This window comes from Curtobacterium sp. 8I-2 (assembly GCF_902506155.1).
Taxonomy (GTDB): domain Bacteria; phylum Actinomycetota; class Actinomycetes; order Actinomycetales; family Microbacteriaceae; genus Curtobacterium; species Curtobacterium poinsettiae.
Window position 1 is genome coordinate 2,264,754 of record NZ_LR732827.1, and the last position, 18,144, is coordinate 2,282,897.

Annotated in this window: 18 protein-coding genes; 14 read left to right on the forward strand and 4 right to left on the reverse strand. The window is 70.4% G+C overall.

The genetic code is table 11. The features are described 5' to 3' along the window. Positions 1-82 precede the first annotated feature (82 nt). Entirely contained in the window at positions 83-2,362 is a 2,280-nt protein-coding gene (locus BOSE127_RS14460; protein WP_056071293.1) for a polyribonucleotide nucleotidyltransferase, read from the forward strand. A gap of 125 nt (positions 2,363-2,487) precedes the next feature. On the opposite strand, the gene BOSE127_RS14465 is transcribed toward BOSE127_RS14460, so the two are convergent. After that, a complete protein-coding gene (locus BOSE127_RS14465; RefSeq protein ID WP_056071290.1) occupies positions 2,488-3,015 on the reverse strand; it encodes a YbhB/YbcL family Raf kinase inhibitor-like protein in 528 nt (175 codons plus the stop codon). A 280-nt stretch (positions 3,016-3,295) separates the two neighbouring features. Beyond that, complete coding sequence (locus tag BOSE127_RS14470; protein WP_056071287.1) at positions 3,296-3,943, reverse strand: TetR/AcrR family transcriptional regulator; 648 nt, start codon at positions 3,941-3,943, stop codon at positions 3,296-3,298. A gap of 251 nt (positions 3,944-4,194) precedes the next feature. Here BOSE127_RS14470 and BOSE127_RS14475 point away from each other — a divergent pair, with 251 nt between their 5' ends. Then, positions 4,195-5,529, forward strand: coding sequence for a M16 family metallopeptidase (locus BOSE127_RS14475; protein WP_159557755.1), 1,335 nt, complete (start codon positions 4,195-4,197; stop codon positions 5,527-5,529). Positions 5,530-5,537: 8 nt separating this feature from the next. Next, positions 5,538-6,140: a histidine phosphatase family protein gene (locus tag BOSE127_RS14480; protein WP_017885928.1), complete on the forward strand. Its 603-nt coding sequence runs from the start codon at positions 5,538-5,540 to the stop codon at positions 6,138-6,140. Between the two features lie 49 nt (positions 6,141-6,189). On the opposite strand, the gene BOSE127_RS14485 is transcribed toward BOSE127_RS14480, so the two are convergent. Next, positions 6,190-6,711: a GNAT family N-acetyltransferase gene (locus tag BOSE127_RS14485; protein WP_159557757.1), complete on the reverse strand. Its 522-nt coding sequence runs from the start codon at positions 6,709-6,711 to the stop codon at positions 6,190-6,192. A gap of 23 nt (positions 6,712-6,734) precedes the next feature. Between BOSE127_RS14485 and BOSE127_RS14490 the strand changes: the two genes are divergently transcribed. Next, entirely contained in the window at positions 6,735-7,481 is a 747-nt protein-coding gene (locus tag BOSE127_RS14490) for a 4-hydroxy-tetrahydrodipicolinate reductase (protein ID WP_236559561.1), read from the forward strand. Positions 7,482-7,495: 14 nt separating this feature from the next. Beyond that, positions 7,496-7,960 (forward strand): tetratricopeptide repeat protein, encoded by a 465-nt coding sequence (locus tag BOSE127_RS14495; RefSeq protein ID WP_017885925.1) that lies wholly within the window; start codon positions 7,496-7,498, stop codon positions 7,958-7,960. 19 nt (positions 7,961-7,979) lie between these two features. On the opposite strand, the gene BOSE127_RS14500 is transcribed toward BOSE127_RS14495, so the two are convergent. Further along, positions 7,980-8,894 carry a TIGR01777 family oxidoreductase gene (locus BOSE127_RS14500; RefSeq protein WP_042538449.1) on the reverse strand — a complete coding sequence of 305 codons (915 nt, stop codon included), beginning with the start codon at positions 8,892-8,894 and terminating at the stop codon, positions 7,980-7,982. 38 nt (positions 8,895-8,932) lie between these two features. Here BOSE127_RS14500 and BOSE127_RS14505 point away from each other — a divergent pair, with 38 nt between their 5' ends. The 9 genes from BOSE127_RS14505 (at position 8,933) to BOSE127_RS14545 (ending at position 18,055) form a co-directional block, all read left to right on the forward strand. Next, complete coding sequence (locus tag BOSE127_RS14505; protein ID WP_159557761.1) at positions 8,933-9,763, forward strand: thymidylate synthase; 831 nt, start codon at positions 8,933-8,935, stop codon at positions 9,761-9,763. Beyond that, entirely contained in the window at positions 9,763-10,263 is a 501-nt protein-coding gene (locus BOSE127_RS14510; protein WP_071252357.1) for a dihydrofolate reductase, read from the forward strand. The genes BOSE127_RS14505 and BOSE127_RS14510 overlap by 1 nt, the downstream gene beginning before the upstream one ends. A gap of 125 nt (positions 10,264-10,388) precedes the next feature. Continuing rightward, a complete protein-coding gene (gene dapA / locus BOSE127_RS14515; protein ID WP_017885921.1) occupies positions 10,389-11,366 on the forward strand; it encodes a 4-hydroxy-tetrahydrodipicolinate synthase in 978 nt (325 codons plus the stop codon). 49 nt (positions 11,367-11,415) lie between these two features. Further along, a complete protein-coding gene (locus tag BOSE127_RS14520; protein ID WP_017885920.1) occupies positions 11,416-13,092 on the forward strand; it encodes a ribonuclease J in 1,677 nt (558 codons plus the stop codon). A gap of 96 nt (positions 13,093-13,188) precedes the next feature. After that, positions 13,189-16,107, forward strand: a complete 2,919-nt coding sequence (locus BOSE127_RS14525; protein WP_159557763.1) for an FtsK/SpoIIIE family DNA translocase — start codon at positions 13,189-13,191, stop codon at positions 16,105-16,107. Between the two features lie 5 nt (positions 16,108-16,112). Next, entirely contained in the window at positions 16,113-16,757 is a 645-nt protein-coding gene (pgsA, locus tag BOSE127_RS14530) for a CDP-diacylglycerol--glycerol-3-phosphate 3-phosphatidyltransferase (protein WP_042538583.1), read from the forward strand. Beyond that, the gene (locus BOSE127_RS14535; RefSeq protein ID WP_159145874.1) at positions 16,754-17,281 is read left to right on the forward strand and encodes a CinA family protein; all 528 of its coding nucleotides are present in this window, start codon (positions 16,754-16,756) and stop codon (positions 17,279-17,281) included. The genes pgsA and BOSE127_RS14535 overlap by 4 nt, the downstream gene beginning before the upstream one ends. A gap of 154 nt (positions 17,282-17,435) precedes the next feature. Continuing rightward, complete coding sequence (locus tag BOSE127_RS14540; protein WP_027464765.1) at positions 17,436-17,744, forward strand: helix-turn-helix domain-containing protein; 309 nt, start codon at positions 17,436-17,438, stop codon at positions 17,742-17,744. A gap of 86 nt (positions 17,745-17,830) precedes the next feature. Further along, positions 17,831-18,055: a DUF3046 domain-containing protein gene (locus BOSE127_RS14545; protein ID WP_071405602.1), complete on the forward strand. Its 225-nt coding sequence runs from the start codon at positions 17,831-17,833 to the stop codon at positions 18,053-18,055. Positions 18,056-18,144: the final 89 nt, after the last annotated feature.

The following is an 18,144-nucleotide window of genomic DNA, read 5'->3' on the forward strand; positions in this document are numbered from 1 at the left end:
ATGCGTCCGGAACGATCGGCGCGCACGCACCATCGAGTGCCGTCGCCACGGCCTGCCGGAAACACATCAAGGAGGCGCCCTTTTGGAGGGTCCCGAGATCAAGTTCGCCGAAGCCGTCATCGACAACGGCAAGTACGGCAAGCGCACCGTCCGGTTCGAGACCGGTCGGCTCGCTCAGCAGGCCCAGGGCGCGGTCGCCGCGTACCTGGACGAGGAAACGATGCTCCTCTCGGCCACCAGCGCCGGCAAGCACCCGCGTGAAGGATTCGACTTCTTCCCGCTGACCGTCGACGTCGAGGAGCGTTCCTACGCCGCCGGCAAGATCCCCGGTTCGTTCTTCCGTCGCGAAGGCCGTCCGTCGACCGAGGCCATCCTCGTCTGCCGTCTGATCGACCGGCCGCTGCGTCCGTCGTTCGTCGACGGCCTGCGCAACGAGGTCCAGATCGTCATCACCGTCCTGAGCATCGCTCCGGACGAGTTCTACGACGCGCTGGCCATCAACGCCGCGTCCGCGTCGACGCAGATCTCCGGTCTGCCGTTCTCCGGCCCGATCGCCGGTGTGCGCCTCGCGCTCATCGGTGACCAGTGGGTCGCGTTCCCGAAGGCCTCGCAGCTCGCCGACGCCGTGTTCGACCTGACCGTCGCCGGCCGTGTCGTCACGGACGAGGCGGGCAACGAGGACGTCGCGATCATGATGGTCGAGGCGGAAGCCACCGAGCACGCCTGGGACCTCATCCAGGGCGGCGCCACCAAGCCCGACGAGGCCATCGTCGCCCAGGGTCTCGAGGCGGCCAAGCCGTTCCTCAAGTCCCTCGTCGACGCCCAGGCCAAGCTCGCCGCGCAGTCGGCCAAGGAGATCCAGGACTTCCCGGTCTTCCCGCCGTACGCGCCCGAGGTCTACTCGGCCGTTGAAGCCCTCGCGCTCTCCGAGCTCGGTGACGTCTACAAGATCGCCGCCAAGACCGAGCGCCAGGACGCCGACGACGCGCTCAAGTCGCGCGTCAAGGAGGCCATCGCGTCGAAGGTGTCCGCGGGTGAGCTGCCCGAGGTCGCCAACTCGCAGGTCAGCGCGGCCTACAAGTCGGTCACGAAGAAGGTCGTCCGCGGCCGCATCCTGACCGAGCAGATCCGCATGGACGGCCGCGGCCTCGCCGACATCCGTCCGCTCGACGCCGAGGTCGCCGTGATCCCGCGCGTCCACGGTTCGGCGATCTTCCAGCGCGGCGAGACGCAGATCCTCGGCGTCACCACGCTGAACATGCTCAAGATGGAGCAGCAGATCGACTCGCTGTCGCCCGTCACGAAGAAGCGCTACCTGCACCACTACAACTTCCCGCCCTACTCGACCGGTGAGACCGGCCGTGTGGGTTCGCCGAAGCGTCGCGAAATCGGGCACGGCTTCCTCGCCGAGCGCGCACTCGTGCCGGTGCTGCCGTCGCGTGACGAGTTCCCCTACGCCATCCGTCAGGTCTCCGAGGCGCTCAGCTCCAACGGCTCGACCTCGATGGGTTCCGTCTGCGCCTCGACCCTGTCGCTGCTCAACGCCGGTGTGCCCCTCAAGGCCCCGGTCGCCGGCATCGCGATGGGCCTGGTCTCCGACACCGTCGACGGCCAGACCCGCTACGCGGCCCTGACCGACATCCTCGGTGCCGAAGACGCGCTCGGCGACATGGACTTCAAGGTCGCCGGTACCTCGGAGTTCGTCACCGCGATCCAGCTCGACACCAAGCTCGACGGCATCCCGTCGACGGTGCTCGACGCGGCGCTCAAGCAGGCCAAGGAGGCCCGCTCGGCCATCCTCGGTGTGCTGAACGAGGCGATCGACGCCCCCGACGAGATGGCGGACACCGCTCCTCGCGTGATCTCGGTGCAGATCCCCGTCGACAAGATCGGCGAGCTGATCGGCCCGAAGGGCAAGACGATCAACGGGATCCAGGACACCACCGGTGCCGACATCTCGATCGAGGACAACGGCACCGTCTACATCGGCGCCGTCGACGGTCCGTCGGCCGAGGCCGCTCGTGCCCAGGTCAACGCGATCGCGAACCCGACCAACCCGGAGATCGGGGACCAGTTCCTCGGCACCGTCGTGAAGATCGCCACCTTCGGCGCCTTCGTGTCGCTGCTCCCGGGCCGTGACGGTCTGCTCCACGTCTCCGAGGTGCGCAAGCTCGCCGGTGGCAAGCGTGTGGAGAACGTCGAAGACGTGCTCGGCGTCGGCCAGAAGGTCCTGGTCGAGGTCACCAAGGTGGACGACCGCGGCAAGCTGTCGCTCGCGCCGGTCGTCGCCGACGAGACCGAGGGTGACTCCACCTCGGCCGAGACGGTCCGCGCCCACGCCGAGGACCCGGCCGAGGGCTGATCCTCTCTCGCGGCCTGACGCACGAACGGCCGCCGTCCCTTCCGGGGCGGCGGCCGTTCGCCGTTGCGGGGCGTGCGTGCGGTGGGCGCGAAAGCTCGCGGCGCGGTGCGCGGTGCGCGTACCCGTCAGGCGGCGGGGGTCTCCTGCGTGCCCATGAGCTGCGCGCGACCGAGCAGGTGCCCACGGAGCATGAAGCCGACGACCGCGGGGGTCGCGTCGGCCGGCGCCTCGAGCACGGGGACGTCGAGGGCACTCAGCGTGAAGAAGTACCGGTGCGCGCCGTGACCCGCGGGCGGTGCAGCGCCGAGGAACGTGTCCGTGCCGAACTCGTTGCGGCGGCGGAGGGCCTCGGCGGGCAGCAGGGCGTCGTCGGTGCCGGCACCGGCGGGGAGCGAGGTCGCCGAGCCCGGGATGTCGGTCAGGCTCCAGTGCCAGAAGCCGGAGCCGGTCGGGGCGTCGGGGTCGTACACGGTCAGGACGAAGCTCTTCGTGCCCTCGGGTGCGTCCGACCACTCGAGCGCGGGGGAGCGGTCCTCGCCACCGGCGTCGGAGCCGCGCGCCGAGGTGGGCAGCGCACCGCCGTCGGCGAAGTCGGGGCTCGTCAGGGTGAAGGACGGGACATCGGGCAGGTTCCAGTTGGGGTCGTTGGCCATGCCCCCAGCCAACACCCGCCGGCCGGGCCTGCGCTCGGGACGCGCGTGGGGCTGTGGGAGTTCGCACAGACGGCCTGGAGGCGCGGTGCGGGGCCGCCACGGGCCTCCCGTCCGCCCCGCGGTCGCCTCGACCGCGCTGCGGAAGCGACAGATCTGCGCCGCGCGGGTGCGTCCGTGCCGCGAAGCCGACAGATCGCCGCGAACTGTTCGCGGTGATCTGTCGCTTTCGCGAAAGCGACAGTGACAGCCGACAGCGACAGCGCTGGCGACGAGTCGGGTGTCAGACCGCGAGCACCCGGTCGACCACGCGGTTCAGCGCCGCGGTGGCAGCGATCGCGTCGCCGGCGTAGGCCCCGGCCATCGCACCGTCACGCGCGAGCATGAGCTCGTCGGCGCCGTCACCGGGCAGGGGGTGCCCGGCGTCGTGCAGCAGGGTCGCGAGGCGCTCGGTGTACCAGTCGCGGTGCACGGCGACGACCTGGCGGACCGGGTCGCGCGGGTCGTGGTACTCGGCGGCGGCGTGCAGGAACGCACAGCCGCGGAAGGCCGGGTCGTTGACGTCGTCGGCCAGCGCGGCGACCCACGCTCGGACAGCCCGCTCGGGGGAGCCGGCGTCGGTGATGAGCTGCTCCATCCGCTCCTGCACGCGCTCGTGCTGGGTCCGGATGTAGGCGAGGATCAGGTTGTCCTTCGACCCGTAGTGCTTGTAGAACGTCGCCTTCGTGACGCTCGCCTCGGAGATGAGGCGGTCGACGCCGACGCTGTGGATGCCCTCTTCGTAGAAGAGCCGCGTGGCGGTCTCGAGGACACGGACCTTCGCGCCGCCGGAGCGGGGAGTCGGGGGGACGCTCGACCCGTCCGGCGACGCGAGGTTCGTGCTCGGGCCGGGGAGACGCTGGACGGCCGGTTGGGGGGAATCGACCGTCACAGCGTGTACTCCTCGGACTCATCGGCTCCGCGACCGGAGTGGGGGGACTCGGTGGTCGCGCAGGACTGATGTCCCGAGCCGCCGGATCGGAACTTAGGGGGGCTTTCGATCCGGCGTGGCCAACTGTAGCACAAGGAGGACAGACAGACGAGTCGGTCTGTCCTCACTTACTGTACCCCACTTCGAGTGGCACGTGGCCCGGACCGGGAAACTGGGCGGCACGCGTCGGCGGATCAGTAGGCTCGTCTGCGATGAACCAGCCAGTGCCACTGCCGCTCGGGGCCCCGGACACGTCGTTCCTGACGTCCGGTGGGGCCTTCGTCCGTCGCACCGTGTTGCCGTCGGGCGTCCGTGTGCTCACCGAGGCGGTGCCGGGCGCCGCGTCGACGAGCATCGGGTTCTGGGTCGGCGTCGGTTCACGTGACGAGCGCGACGGTCAGTTCGGCTCGACGCACTTCCTCGAACACCTGCTCTTCAAGGGCACCGAGACGCGGTCGGCGCTCGACATCGCCATCGCGTTCGACTCGGTCGGCGGTGAGCACAACGCCGCGACGGCCAAGGAGTACACCTGCTACTACGCACGGGTCCGGGACACCGACGTCCCGATGGCCGTGAACGTCATCGGTGACATGGTCACCGGGTCGGTGCTCGAGCACGAGGCCTTCGCCGTGGAGCGCGGTGTCATCCTCGAAGAACTCGCGATGGCCGCCGACGACCCGGCCGACGTCGCGGGCGAAGCGTTCTTCGCCGCGGCGTTCGGCGGGCACCCCCTCGGCCGTCCGATCGGCGGCACCCCGGACAGCATCCGTGCGGTCCAGCGCGACGAGGTGCTGGCGCACTACCGCGAGCACTACGCGCCCAACGGCATCGTCGTCACCGCCGCCGGTGCCGTCGACCACGACCGGTTCTGCGAGCTCGTCGCCGGCGTCTTCCACGACGCTCCCGACGCCGCGCCGCTGCCGCGCCGCACGCCCCAGACGGTTGCCGACCCGGTCGAGCCGAAGCTGTCCGTGGTGCACCGCCCGACCGAGCAGGTCAGCATGCTCCGCGGCTCGCAGGGTCTCGACCTGCGCGACGACCGCCGGCCCTCGCTCAGCGTCCTGAACGCCGTGCTCGGCGGCGGCATGAGCTCGCGCCTGTTCCAAGAGGTCCGCGAGCGCCGCGGTCTGGCCTACGCGGTGTCGTCGTTCGCTCCCGCCTACCTGGACAACGGTGCCTTCGGCGTCTACGCCGGCTGCGCGCCGGACAACGTCGCCGGTGTCGTCGACATCGTCGACGCGGAGTTCCGCCGGATGGTCGACCTCGGGATCACCGACGACGAACTGCGACGGGCGAAGGGGCAGATCGAGGGTGCGCTGACGCTCTCGCTCGAAGACTCCGACGCACGCATGACGCGTCTCGGCCGTTCCGAGCTCGGCACGGGGGAGTACACCGACCTGTCGACCGCGCTCGAACGCGTGGACGGCGTCACCACCGGCGGCGTGCTCGAACTCGCGCGCGACCTGCTCACCCGGCCGACGATCACCTCGGTGGTCGGCGCCGTGCAGCAGGACGAACTCGCCGCGGCCATCGGGATCGGCAGCTGAGCACGGACATGTCGCACTACCTGTACCTCGTCCGCCACGGCGAACACCAGGACGCCGAACACGGCCTGCGGGACGGCAAGCTCTCCGAACGCGGCAAGCGTCAGGCGACCCTGGTCGCCGACCGTCTCGGCGGCGTGCCATTCGACGGCGTGTACCACTCGCCGCTCGAGGCCCCGAGCGAGACCGCCGCGTTCCTGTCGCAGCGACTGCCGTCGATCCAGCCGGAACCCTCGACGCTGCTGTTCGACTGCATCCCCTCGGGCCCGACGCCGGACATGCCGCACGCCTACCAGGGCTGGTACGGCGGCATCACCGAAGAGGAGATCGTCGCCGGACAAGCCCAGATGGGCGACGCCGTGTCGGAGTGGTTCACCCCGGCGCGCGAAGACCGGCACGACCTGCTCATCACGCACAACGCCGTGATCGGCTGGTTCGTCCGTGAAGCGTTCCAGGCGCCCGAGTGGCGCTGGATGGGCACCAACGTCGCGCACACCGCGCTCACGATCATCCGGATCCGCTCGGCGAAGCCGGCCGAGGTCGTCACGCTGAACGACCTGGCCCACCTGCCGGTGGAGCTGCGCACCGGGCTGCCGGTCGACCAGCCCGTCTAGCGGCCGCCGGTCCGGTTCGCGGTGGCGCGGCCGGGAGGCCCGTGGCGGCTCAGGCGTCCGGCCCGCGGCCCGTCCGGGTCGGGGCCACCGCCTTGCGGTACCAGGCGGTCGCGTTCGGGTTGTCGTTGAACGGCTCGACGCGAACGTAGCCGCGGCTGCGGTACAGGGCGGCCGCGGCGACGAGTGAGTCGTTCGTGTCGAGGACGATGCTCGTCGCGCCGAGGTCGGCACCGGCCCGCTCGAGCAGGTCCATCACGGCCGTCGCGACCCCCTTGCCGCGCCCGGCCGGTGTCACGAAGACGTGCTTGACCTCGAACCGGACGTCGACGGCGCCGGCTGCGTCCACCCCGTCCGCGATCCGCCGGAGCCCCCCGCACCCGATCGCGACGCCGTCGTCGTCCGCCAGTGCGAAGACACCGTTCGGCGGCGTGAACTCGGCCGCGGGGGTGCGCTTCCGTGCGTAGGTGCCCTGCGCGCTCGGGAACGTCGCCTCGCGCTCGTCCAGGTACGCGTCGAGCAGGACGTCGACCTCGGGCAGATCGGCCGGCACGGTCCTGACCTCGACTGACATGCGTCGATCCTAGGATGGACCGCATGGTCACTCCCGTCGCCGTCGTCGGCGCCACCGGTCGTCTCGGGGGCCTCGTGGCCGCCGTCGTCGAGGAACTCCCGGAGTTCGAGCTCGTCGCCCGTCTGTCCTCGAAGGACGGCGCCCACCAGGCACCCCCGTCCGTCTTCGGCGGCGCGGCCCTGGTGGTCGACGTGACGGTGCCGTCGCTCAGCCCCGCGATCGTGGAGAACGCGCTGTCGAGCGGCGCGAACGTGCTCGTCGGTACCTCCGGCTGGTCGCTCGACCGCCTCGCGAAGCTCCGCACCGGGCTGCAGGAACGCCCGGAGCAGGGGGTGCTCGTCGTCCCGAACTTCTCGATCGGCTCGGTGCTCGGCACCCACCTGGCGACGATCGCGGCGCCGTGGTTCCCGGCTGCCGAGATCGTCGAGACCCACCACGCCGGCAAGATCGACTCACCCTCGGGCACCGCGGTGCGCACGGCGGAGCTGATGGCCGACGCCCGGCGCGATGTCGGGCCGGTGGACGCTCCACACGTCGACCAGCGCGCCCGTGGTCAGCAGGTCGCCAGTGTGCCCATCCACTCGCTCCGGCTGCCCGGGGTGAAGGCCGTGCAGGACGTCCTGCTGAGCGGCCCCGGCGAGACACTGACGATCCGGCACGACACCAACGACGACGTCGCCTACGTGGCGGGCATCCGTGCGGCGCTCGCGAACGTGGTGTCGGCGCGGGGGCTCACCGTGGGCCTCGGCAGCGTCCTCGGCATCGGCTGAGGGCCGTGGGTCGCATGGAGCGGGCCGGACGCACGATCCGCTCGCCGTTCTGGGGTGCAGCACTGATGGCGGTGCTGCTCGCCCTGTACATCGTTCTCGTCGGACAGCGTGCTGTGGCCTTCATCGCCACCGGCATCCCGATCGGCATCGGCATCGGTGTCGCACTGTTCGTCGTCGCCGCGATCGGCGCGCTCCTGCTCGTCCTGGAGTTCCGCTTCGGCATCCGCATCACGCGGCTCGGCGCACGGCTCGAGGCCGAGGGCGGCACACCGGACGACGTCGTCCCCGTGCGGCCGTCGGGTCGTCCGATCCGCGACGCCGCCGACGAGCTGTTCCCGCGGTACCGCGACGCGGTCGAGCAGGACCCGGCCGACTGGCGTGCCTGGTACCGGCTCGGTGTGGTCTACGACGCCGCGGGCGACCGCAAACGTGCACGGTCGGCGATGCGCACCGCCCTGGCGCGCGCCGCCGACCGCTGACCCCCGGTCTGCCGTCCGATCAGAAGACGGCGTCGATCGCGTCCGCAGCCTGCGTGTACCGGAACGTGTAGCCGGACTCGAGCAACTTCGTGGGGACCATCCGCTGGCTCGACAGGAGCATGTCGTCCGCGGCGTCCCGCAGCGCCAGGCGCAGGGCGAACTCGGGGATCCGGAACAGGTAGGGGCGGTGCAGCACCTCGGCGACGTGCTTCGTGATGCGGTCGGCGACGACCGGCTCCGGGCCCGCCAGGTTGACCGGGCCGGAGACGTCCGGCGCCGCGGTCGCCAGGTGCACGATCGCGCCGACCTCGTCCTCGAGGGCGATCCAGGGCCAGTGCTGGCCGCCGGTGCCGAGTCGGCTGCCGACGCCGAGCTTGGTCAGCGGGACGAGGGGTGCGAGCGCGCCGCCGCCCTTGCCGATCACGATGCCGGTCCGGAGCGTGATGACCCGGACCCCCGCGGGGGCGGCGTTCGCGGCCGACTCCCACGCGGTGCAGACGTCGGCGAGGAACCCCGTGCCCGGGGCGGCGTCGTCGGGCAGCACGTCGGCCGGACGGTCGCCGTACACGCCCGAGGCCGAGCCCGACAGGAACAGCGCCGGGGGAGTGGTCGCGTGCCGCATCGCCTCGACCAGGGTGTCGGTGGCGTCGATGCGTGAGCTGCGGATCTCCTTGCGGTACGCGTCGGTCCACGGCAGCTTGCCGATGTTCGCGCCGGCCAGGTTGATCACGACGTCGGCGCCGTCGAGGATCGCCGGGTCGAGCGGACGTCGCCCCGGTGCCCAGCGGAACTCGGTCGCGGTGCGGGCTTCCCGGCGCACGAGCGTGGTGACGTGGTGCCCCGCCTCGCGCAGGGCGCGGACGAGTGGGGTCCCGATGAAGCCGGACGAGCCGGCCACCAGGATCGAGAGCGGTTGTTCCGTCGTGTCGGGCATACCGGCAACGCTACTCACACCGACGTAGGCTTCTGTGTGTGACCGACAGCGAGACCGTACAGCCCGACGCTTCCGTCCCGACCCCCTACGAGGACCTGCTCCGCCGGGTCCTGACCGAGGGCTCGCCGAAGGGCGACCGCACCGGCACGGGGACCCGCAGCCTGTTCGGTGCACAGCTCCGCTACGACCTGTCGAAGGGCTTCCCGCTCGTCACCACGAAGCGCGTGCACTTCAAGTCGGTCGCGTACGAGCTCCTCTGGTTCCTGCGCGGCGAGGGCAACGCGACCTGGCTGCAGGAGCACGGTGTCCGGATATGGAACGAGTGGGCGGACGCCGACGGCGACCTCGGCCCGGTGTACGGCGTGCAGTGGCGATCCTGGCCCACCCCCTCGGGTGAGCACGTCGACCAGATCGCCCAGGTCATCGAGCAGATCAGGACGAACCCGGACAGCCGTCGGCTCATCGTCTCGGCGTGGAACGTCGCCGACGTGCCGGACATGGCGCTCGCCCCGTGCCACGCGTTCTTCCAGTTCTACGTGAACGACGGCAAGCTCTCGTGCCAGCTCTACCAGCGGAGCGCCGACATGTTCCTCGGCGTCCCGTTCAACATCGCCTCGTACGCGCTGCTGACCCACATGATCGCGGCGCAGACCGGGCTCGAGGTCGGTGACTTCGTCTGGACCGGCGGCGACTGCCACGTCTACGACAACCACGTCGAACAGGTCGAGGAGCAGCTGTCCCGCACGGCGTACCCGATGCCGACGCTCGAGCTCGCCCCGCGCGACTCGATCGACGACTACGAGTACGAGGACTTCACCGTCGTCGGCTACGAGCACCACCCGGCGATCAAGGCCGCGGTCGCCGTCTGATGATCGGCATGGTCTGGGCCCGCTCGACCACCGGCGTCATCGGTGCCGACGGGGGCATGCCCTGGCACGTGCCCGAGGACCTGGCGCACTTCAAGCGGGTCACCGGGGACGCGACCGTGCTCATGGGGCGGCGCACGTGGGAGTCCCTGCCCGAGCGGTTCCGGCCCCTGCCCGGTCGGCGCAACGTGGTGCTCACCCGTGACACGACGTGGACCGCCGACGGTGCCGAGGTGGTGCACGACCTGCAGGCCGCGCTCGAAGGCGACGACGGCACCGACGAGACCGTCTGGGTCGTCGGCGGCGGCCAGGTCTACGCCGCGGCGCTCGACCGTGCCGATGTCGTCTCCGAGACCGTGATCGACGTCGACGTCCCCGGCGACACCGTCGCACCGACGCTCGACGAGACTGCCGGTTGGACGCTCACCGACGAGGGCCCGTGGCAGGAGTCCCGCAACGGCGGCACCCGCTACCGGTTCCTGGAGTGGCAGCGCCGCGCCTGAGCGCCCCCACGCGCCGGGCGTGACCGGCGGGACGGACGTGATCCGGGCCTCCCGGCCGCGCCGCAGGCAGGCGACCGTCCACACGGACGGCGGCCTCCGCGCGCATCCCCGGTACGCTGGTGCCCGTGTCCCCGCGTGAGAATCCCTTCGGTCAGGTCCTCGTCGCCCTCGTGACCCCGTTCACGGCCGACGGTGAGGTCGACTGGCCCGGCGTCGAGCAGCACATCGACGACTGCATCACCGCCGGCGCCGACGGCATCGTCGTCACCGGCACGACCGGCGAGACGTCGACGCTCACCGACCCGGAGAAGCTCCGGCTGGTCGAGGTCGGCAAGTCCGTGGCCGCCGGCCGCGCGAAGATCATCACGGGTGGTGGCTCGAACGAGACCGCGCACGCCATCCACCTGTACAAGCAGAGCGAGAAGGCCGGCGCGGACGGCGTGATGATCGTCACGCCGTACTACAACAAGCCGACACAGTCGGGTGTCCTCACCCACTTCCGGATGATCGCGGACGCCACCGACCTGCCGGTGATCCTGTACGACATCCCGGGCCGCACCGGCATCCCGATCACCTACGACACGATCCTTCGCGCGTCGAAGCACCCGAACATCCTCGCCGTGAAGGACGCCAAGGGCGACTTCGCCGAGGTCTCGCGCGTGCTGAACAACACCGACCTCATGTACTTCTCCGGTGACGACACGAACGTGCTCCCGCACCTGTCGATCGGTGCCACCGGCCTGATCGGCGTGACGGCGAACATCACGAGCGCGCCGTACCGCACCATCGTCGACGCCGTGAACCGGGGCGACCTGGCCACCGCGACGGCCGAGCACAAGCGACTCGAGCCGCTCGTCCGCGCCGTGATGACGCACGTTCCCGGTACCGTGGCCGCCAAGTACATCCTGCACGGGCTCGGCCGCATCGGCAGCCCGCGCGTCCGACTGCCGCTCGTCGGCCCCGAGGACTCCGAGGCGTACGCCATCGAGACCTCACTCGAAGCCGTGCGCGACGTGCCCGGCGCCGACTTCTCGAACTTCCGCCCCGACCGCAACGCGGCGGCCGGCGGTGCACTACCGAAGGTGCCAGGCACCACCCGCTAGCGAACACCGCGGCGCGCAGCACGCACGTCGCCCGAATCCGTAGGACCGAATGCCCACACAAGTCTCCACACCGCAGCCGCTCGAGAACGGCACCCTCCGCGTGATCCCCATCGGGGGCCTCGGCGAGATCGGTCGCAACATGACCGTCTACGAGTACGAGGGCAAGCTGCTCATCGTCGACGCCGGCGTGCTGTTCCCCGAGGAGCACCAGCCCGGTGTCGACCTGATCCTGCCGGACTTCACGCCGATCCGTGACCGCCTCGACGACGTCCTCGGTGTCGTGCTCACGCACGGCCACGAAGACCACATCGGTGCCGTCCCGTACCTCCTGAAGCTCCGCGACGACATCCCGCTGATCGGCTCCACGCTGACCCTCGCGCTCGTCGAGGCGAAGCTCAAGGAACACCGGATCAAGCCGTACACGCTCGTCGTGGCCGAGGACCAGACCGAGCAGATCGGCCCGTTCCACCTCGAGTTCGTCGCCGTGAACCACTCCATCCCGGACGCCCTCGCCGTCGCGATCACGACCCCCGCCGGTCGTGTCCTGCACACGGGTGACTTCAAGATGGACCAGCTCCCGCTGGACGACCGGATCACCGACCTCCGCGCGTTCGCCCGTCTGGGCGAGGCCGGCGTCGACCTGTTCCTGCCGGACTCCACGAACGCCGACGTGCCGGGCTTCACCGCTCCGGAGCGCGACATCGGCCCGGTGCTCGAGAACATCATCATGCGCGCCCGCAAGAAGGTCGTCGTGGCGAGCTTCTCGTCACACGTGCACCGCGTGCAGCAGGTCCTCGACGCCGCCGCGGCCGCGAACCGCAAGGTCGCGTTCATGGGCCGCTCGATGATCCGCAACATGACGATCGCCGCCGACCTCGGGTACCTGCGGGTGCCGGAGAACGTGCTCATCGACACGAAGAAGGCGAAGAACGTCCCCGACGACCAGATCGTCTACATGTCGACCGGGTCGCAGGGTGAGCCGATGGCCGTCCTGGCCCGCATGGCGAACCTCGAGCACCAGATCGAGATCGGCGAGGGCGACACCGTCATCCTCGCGTCGTCGCTCATCCCGGGCAACGAGAACGCCGTGTACCGCGTGATCGACGGGCTGACCAAGCTCGGCGCGAAGGTCGTGCACAAGGGCAACGCCAAGGTGCACGTCTCCGGACACGCCTCGGCCGGCGAACTGCTCTACTGCTACAACATCCTGCGGCCGCGCAACGTGCTCCCCGTCCACGGCGAGCACCGTCACCTGTACGCGAACGCCGACCTGGCGATCCAGACGGGCGTCCCGCCGCGCAACGTCATCCTCGGGCAGGACGGCATCGTCGTCGACCTGAAGGACGGCGTCGCGACGGTCGCCGGCCAGCTCGACATCGGCTACGTCTACGTCGACGGCTCCACCGTCGGCGAGATCACCGACGCCGACCTGAAGGACCGCCGTGTCCTGGCCGAAGAAGGCTTCATCTCGGTCTTCTGCGCGGTGGACTTCACCACCGGGCAGTGCGTGATCGGCCCGGAGATCCAGTCGCGCGGCTTCGCCGAGGACGACTCCGTCTTCGACGACGTGCGCCCGCAGATCGCCAAGGCGATCTCCGAGGCCGCAGCCAACGGCACGCGCGACTCGCACGCCTTCGCGCAGGTCGTCCGTCGCACGGTCGGTCGTTGGGTGAACACGAAGCACCGTCGTCGTCCGATGATCGTCCCGGTGGTCATCGAGGCCTAGCCTCCGTCCCCACCCTGGAGGCCCGTCCAGCGTCCGTCACGGACGCTGCGGCGGGCCTTCCTGCGTTTGTCCTGAGCGGGCGTTAGGGTTCTGCCCATGGCCGGAGGCACCAAGTCGACCACGCGCTCGCGCGCGTCCACGTCGTCCCGTGGCAACGGGACGCGCGGTTCGTCGCGCACCCAGGCCACGACGAAGAAGCTGCCGCAGGCCGCACCCACGCCGGTGTTCCGCGAGCAGAACCCGCTCGTGACCTTCTGGCTCGCGATGGCGCACGGCGTCGGCGCGATGTTCCGGCTGCTCGGCAAGGAGACCCTCGAGAAGGACCAGCGGCGCGACGGGTTCCCGTTCCTGCTGTTCCTGCTGGCCATCGCCGGTGGGGTCGTCGAGTGGCTCAACCCGACCAACAGCGTCTCCGTCGCACTCGACGCCTACACGTTCGGCGGGCTGTTCGGCCGCCTGGCATTCGCCCTGCCGGTCATCATGATCGTGTTCGCCGGGTGGCTGTTCCGGCACCCGGCCTCGGTGCACGACAACACCCGGATCGGCATCGGTCTGGGCATCCTGATCGTCTCCATCGCCTCGCTCTGCCACGTCTTCGGCGGCCGACCGAGCGCGGCCGACGGCATGCCCGCGCTCGCTGCCGCCGGTGGGGTGCTCGGCTGGGTGGTCATCGGCTGGCTCGTCACGATCGCGACCGCGTGGGTGGCCGTGCCCGTGGCGATCGTGCTGCTCGTGCTCTCGCTCTTCATCATCACCAAGACGCCGCCGAACAAGCTCGGTCGCCGGCTGCACGAGCTCTACGCCTACCTGTTCGGTGCCCCGGCGCCCGCTGCCGAGCCGGACGCGGACACCGCCGCCGCCGTGGCAGCGCCCGCCGCCCGCACTCGCACCTCGAAGCGCGGCAAGAAGGGCGACGCCGACTTCCAGCTGTTCGACGACCTCGGGTTCGGTGACGAGCAGGCCGCTGCCGACGCCGACGCCGGCGGCGACAACGTGCCGTGGTGGCGCCGCAACAAGTCCGGACGCGAAGAGGACCCGGCGTACGACAGCCCGGTGCTCCCGCCGGCCACCGGTGTCGCGCCCGCTGCCACTGCCGTCGCGCCCGCTGCTCCCGTCGTGAGCCCGAACGCCGGGGCCGCCGCAGGGCTCGTCGACCTCACGCCGGCCGAGCCCGCGTCGGTCAACCTCAACGACTCCGTCGAGCAGGACCTGCAGGACGCCGAGCAGGCCCTGCGCGCGTTCGGCACCGACGTCCCCGCGCGCCCGCAGCCGACCGCCGACATCCGTCCCGCGGTGCCCGAGGTGCTGTCCGAGCCCGAGGTCGTCGACGAGCCCGAGGACATCGACGCCGCCGCCGAGCTGAGCGCGGCCGCCGCCGGTTCCGACGACGACCCGTCGAAGCCGTACCGACTGCCGGCCGCCACCACCCTGAGCTCCGGCACGCCCTCGGTCGCGCGCAGCCAGGCGAACGACGACATCGTCGCCGCCATCACCGGGGTGCTCACCGAGTTCAAGGTCGACGCGAAGGTCACCGGGTTCTCCCGCGGGCCGACGGTCACCCGGTACGAGATCGAGCTCGGCCCGGGCGTCAAGGTCGAGCGCGTCACGGCCCTGTCGAAGAACCTGTCGTACGCGGTCGCCTCGAACGAGGTCCGCATCCTGTCGCCGATCCCGGGCAAGAGCGCGATCGGCGTCGAGATCCCGAACACCGACCGCGAGATCGTCTCGCTCGGCGACGTGCTGCGCTCGAACGCCGCGCGCAAGTCGAAGCACCCGATGACGATCGGCGTCGGCAAGGACGTCGAGGGCGGCTTCGTCGTCGCGAACCTGGCGAAGATGCCGCACCTGCTCGTCGCCGGCTCCACCGGTTCCGGCAAGTCGGTGTTCATCAACTCGATGATCACGTCGCTGCTGATGCGCGCGAAGCCGTCCGAGGTCCGCATGGTCCTGGTCGACCCGAAGCGCGTCGAGCTCTCGATCTACGCCGGCGTCCCGCACCTCATCACCCCCATCATCACGAACCCCAAGAAGGCAGCCGAAGCGCTGCAGTGGGTCGTGAAGGAGATGGACATGCGGTACGACGACCTGGCGTCGTTCGGGTTCCGCCACGTCGACGACTTCAACAAGGCGATCGAGAACAACGAGATCGTCCTGCCGGCGGGCAGCGAGCGGAAGCTCAAGCCGTACCCGTACCTGCTGGTGGTCGTCGACGAGCTCGCCGACCTGATGCTCGTGGCACCGCGTGACGTCGAGGAATCGATCGTCCGCATCACCCAGCTCGCCCGCGCCGCCGGCATCCACCTGGTGCTCGCGACGCAGCGGCCCTCGGTCGACGTCATCACCGGCCTGATCAAGGCGAACGTGCCGTCGCGCATCGCCTTCGCGGTGACGAGCGTCACGGACTCCCGCGTCATCCTCGACCAGCCCGGCGCCGACAAGCTGATCGGTCAGGGCGACGCGCTCTTCCTGCCGATGGGTTCGTCGAAGTCGCTCCGCGTGCAGGGCGCCTGGGTGCAGGAGGGCGAGGTCGCCGAGGTCGTCCAGCACGTCACGCGGCAGGCCCAGCCCGAGTACCGCCAGGACGTCCAGGCCGTGGTCGAGCGCAAGGAGATCGACGCCGACATCGGCGACGACCTCGAACTGCTGCTCGCGGCCGTCGAACAGGTCGTGTCGACCCAGTTCGGTTCGACGTCGATGCTGCAGCGCAAGCTCCGCGTCGGCTTCGCCAAGGCCGGTCGCCTGATGGACCTGATGGAGTCGCGCGACATCGTCGGACCGTCCGAGGGCTCGAAGGCCCGCGACGTCCTGGTGACCGCCGACCAGTTGCCCGCGGTGCTCGCGAAGCTCCGCGGCGAGGAGCCGCCCGCCGCGGCCGCTCCGGCAGCGCCGGCACCGACGCCGTCCGGCGACGGTGACCGGTACGGTGCCGACCCCGTCGGGGACATGACCCGCGGGTACGATGAAGTCCACGACGAGCCCGATGAGGACGCGTGGGGACTGACGGGCAGGGAGTGACGGCGATGACCGCCTCGGACAGCACGAACACCACGCACGGCGCACGGTTCCCGTGGCGCGGGCGGCTCTTGCGCAAGGGCCCCGGCCCGGCGTCGACCGCGAACGTCGCGAACATCATCACGGTGGTGCGCATCCTGATGGCGCCGCTGTTCTTCGTCCTGCTGCTCACCGACGCCGGGAACGACGGGCCCCTGCGCATCTGGGCCGCGGTCGTCTTCGTCGTGGCGATCGTCACGGACAGCGCGGACGGCATCATCGCCCGTCGGCAGAACCTGGTCACGGACTTCGGCAAGCTCGTCGACCCGATCGCCGACAAGGTGCTCATCGGGGGTGCGCTCGTCGCGCTGTCCATCCTGCATGAACTGCCCTGGTACGTGACCGTGCTGATCATGGTGCGGGAGATCGGCATCACGGTCTTCCGGTTCGCGGTGCTCTCCGACCGGGTGATCCCGGCCAGCCGCGGAGGCAAGATCAAGACCGTGCTGCAGGCCGTCGCGCTGACGGCCGCGCTGTTCCCGTGGTGGAACCTGGTCGGTGACTGGGCGCACTGGGTCAACGGCATCCTCATGACCGCCGCGTTCCTGGCAACGGTCCTGAGCGGGATCGACTACCTCTGGCAGGCATGGAAGCACAACCGCACCACCGCATGACCAGGCCCGACCGTTCGACCGAGGCCGCGCCCGTCGAGCCGGTCGCACCGGGTCTCATCGCCGAACTGACGGCGCGGGGCGAGACCCTCGCCGTGGCGGAGTCGCTGACCGGCGGACTCGTCGTCGCGACCCTCGTCGACGTGCCCGGGGCGAGCGCCGTCGTCCGCGGTGGCGTCGTGGCGTACGCGACGCCCGTGAAGCACTCCGTGCTCGGGGTCTCGGAGGACCTGCTCGAGGCCGAGGGCGCCGTGCACCCGGAGGTCGCCCGGCAGATGGCCGCCGGTGTCCGGATCGCGCTGTCCGTCGACGGGGAGCCCGCAACGTGGGGGATCAGCACGACGGGTGTCGCCGGCCCGGACCCGCAGGACGGCAAGCCCGTCGGCACCGTGTACGTGGGGATCGCCTCCGCCGCGGGCGCCGAGGCCTTCGAGCTGCACCTCGACGGTGACCGGGGAGCAATCCGTCACGCCACCGTCTCCGAACTCCTTGCACGGATGTCGTCCGAGATCCGGGGCCGGGAATAGGTCCCGTTTCCACTGGGTTACATCTCACGAAATCTCCAGCAGTACGGCAGCCAGCCTGGCTAACATGCTGCAACCGGCAACGCTATTGTTGCTGAACCCGAACTCGTTCCACCGGACCGAGCGGGCGCGGAGACGACAGAGAGGAGGAGTTCTCATGGTTCTCGTTCGTCAGGAAATCGGCGATGTGCTCCGGGACTTCCGCTTGCAGAAGGGCCGGACCCTCCGTCAGGTCGCGTCCAAGGCCAGTGTCGCGCTCGGGTACCTCAGTGAGGTCGAGCGTGGGCAGAAGGAAGCCAGCTCGGAGATCCTCGCGTCCGTCGCGGATGCTCTGGACACGCCCATCTCGACCATCATGCGCGAAGTGGGCGACCGCCTCGCGATCGTCGAGGGGCTGACCCCCGTCCCCGACACGCTCCCGGACGACCTCGTCGCCGAGTTCGACAACGACCTCGCGGTGCGCTGAGCGCACCGCACCGAACGCCCTCGCCGGTCCTTCCCGGCGGGGGCGTTCTGCGTTCCGGCGCACGACCACGCGCCTAGGCTGGTCGGATGCGCGTGAGTGAGTTCTGGCGAGCCGTCGACCAGGTGTTCGGTGAGGCCTACGGTTCCGTGGTCACCCGTGACGTCGTGCTCGAGGGGCTGGGTGGTCGCTCCGCCGTGGACGCCCTCGCCGCAGGCATCGAGGCCCGCCGGGTGTGGGACGCACTGTGCGACTCGCAGGACGTCCCGATGGACCGTCGGCACGGCAAGGGCCTGGCCGAACCCCAGGACTGAGCGCGGTCCTGCAGGTCCGGCACCCGAAACTGTGTTCGGCGTGTTGCTCGAACGCGTGTTCGATCGGTGGTAACTTCCTCCACAGCGGC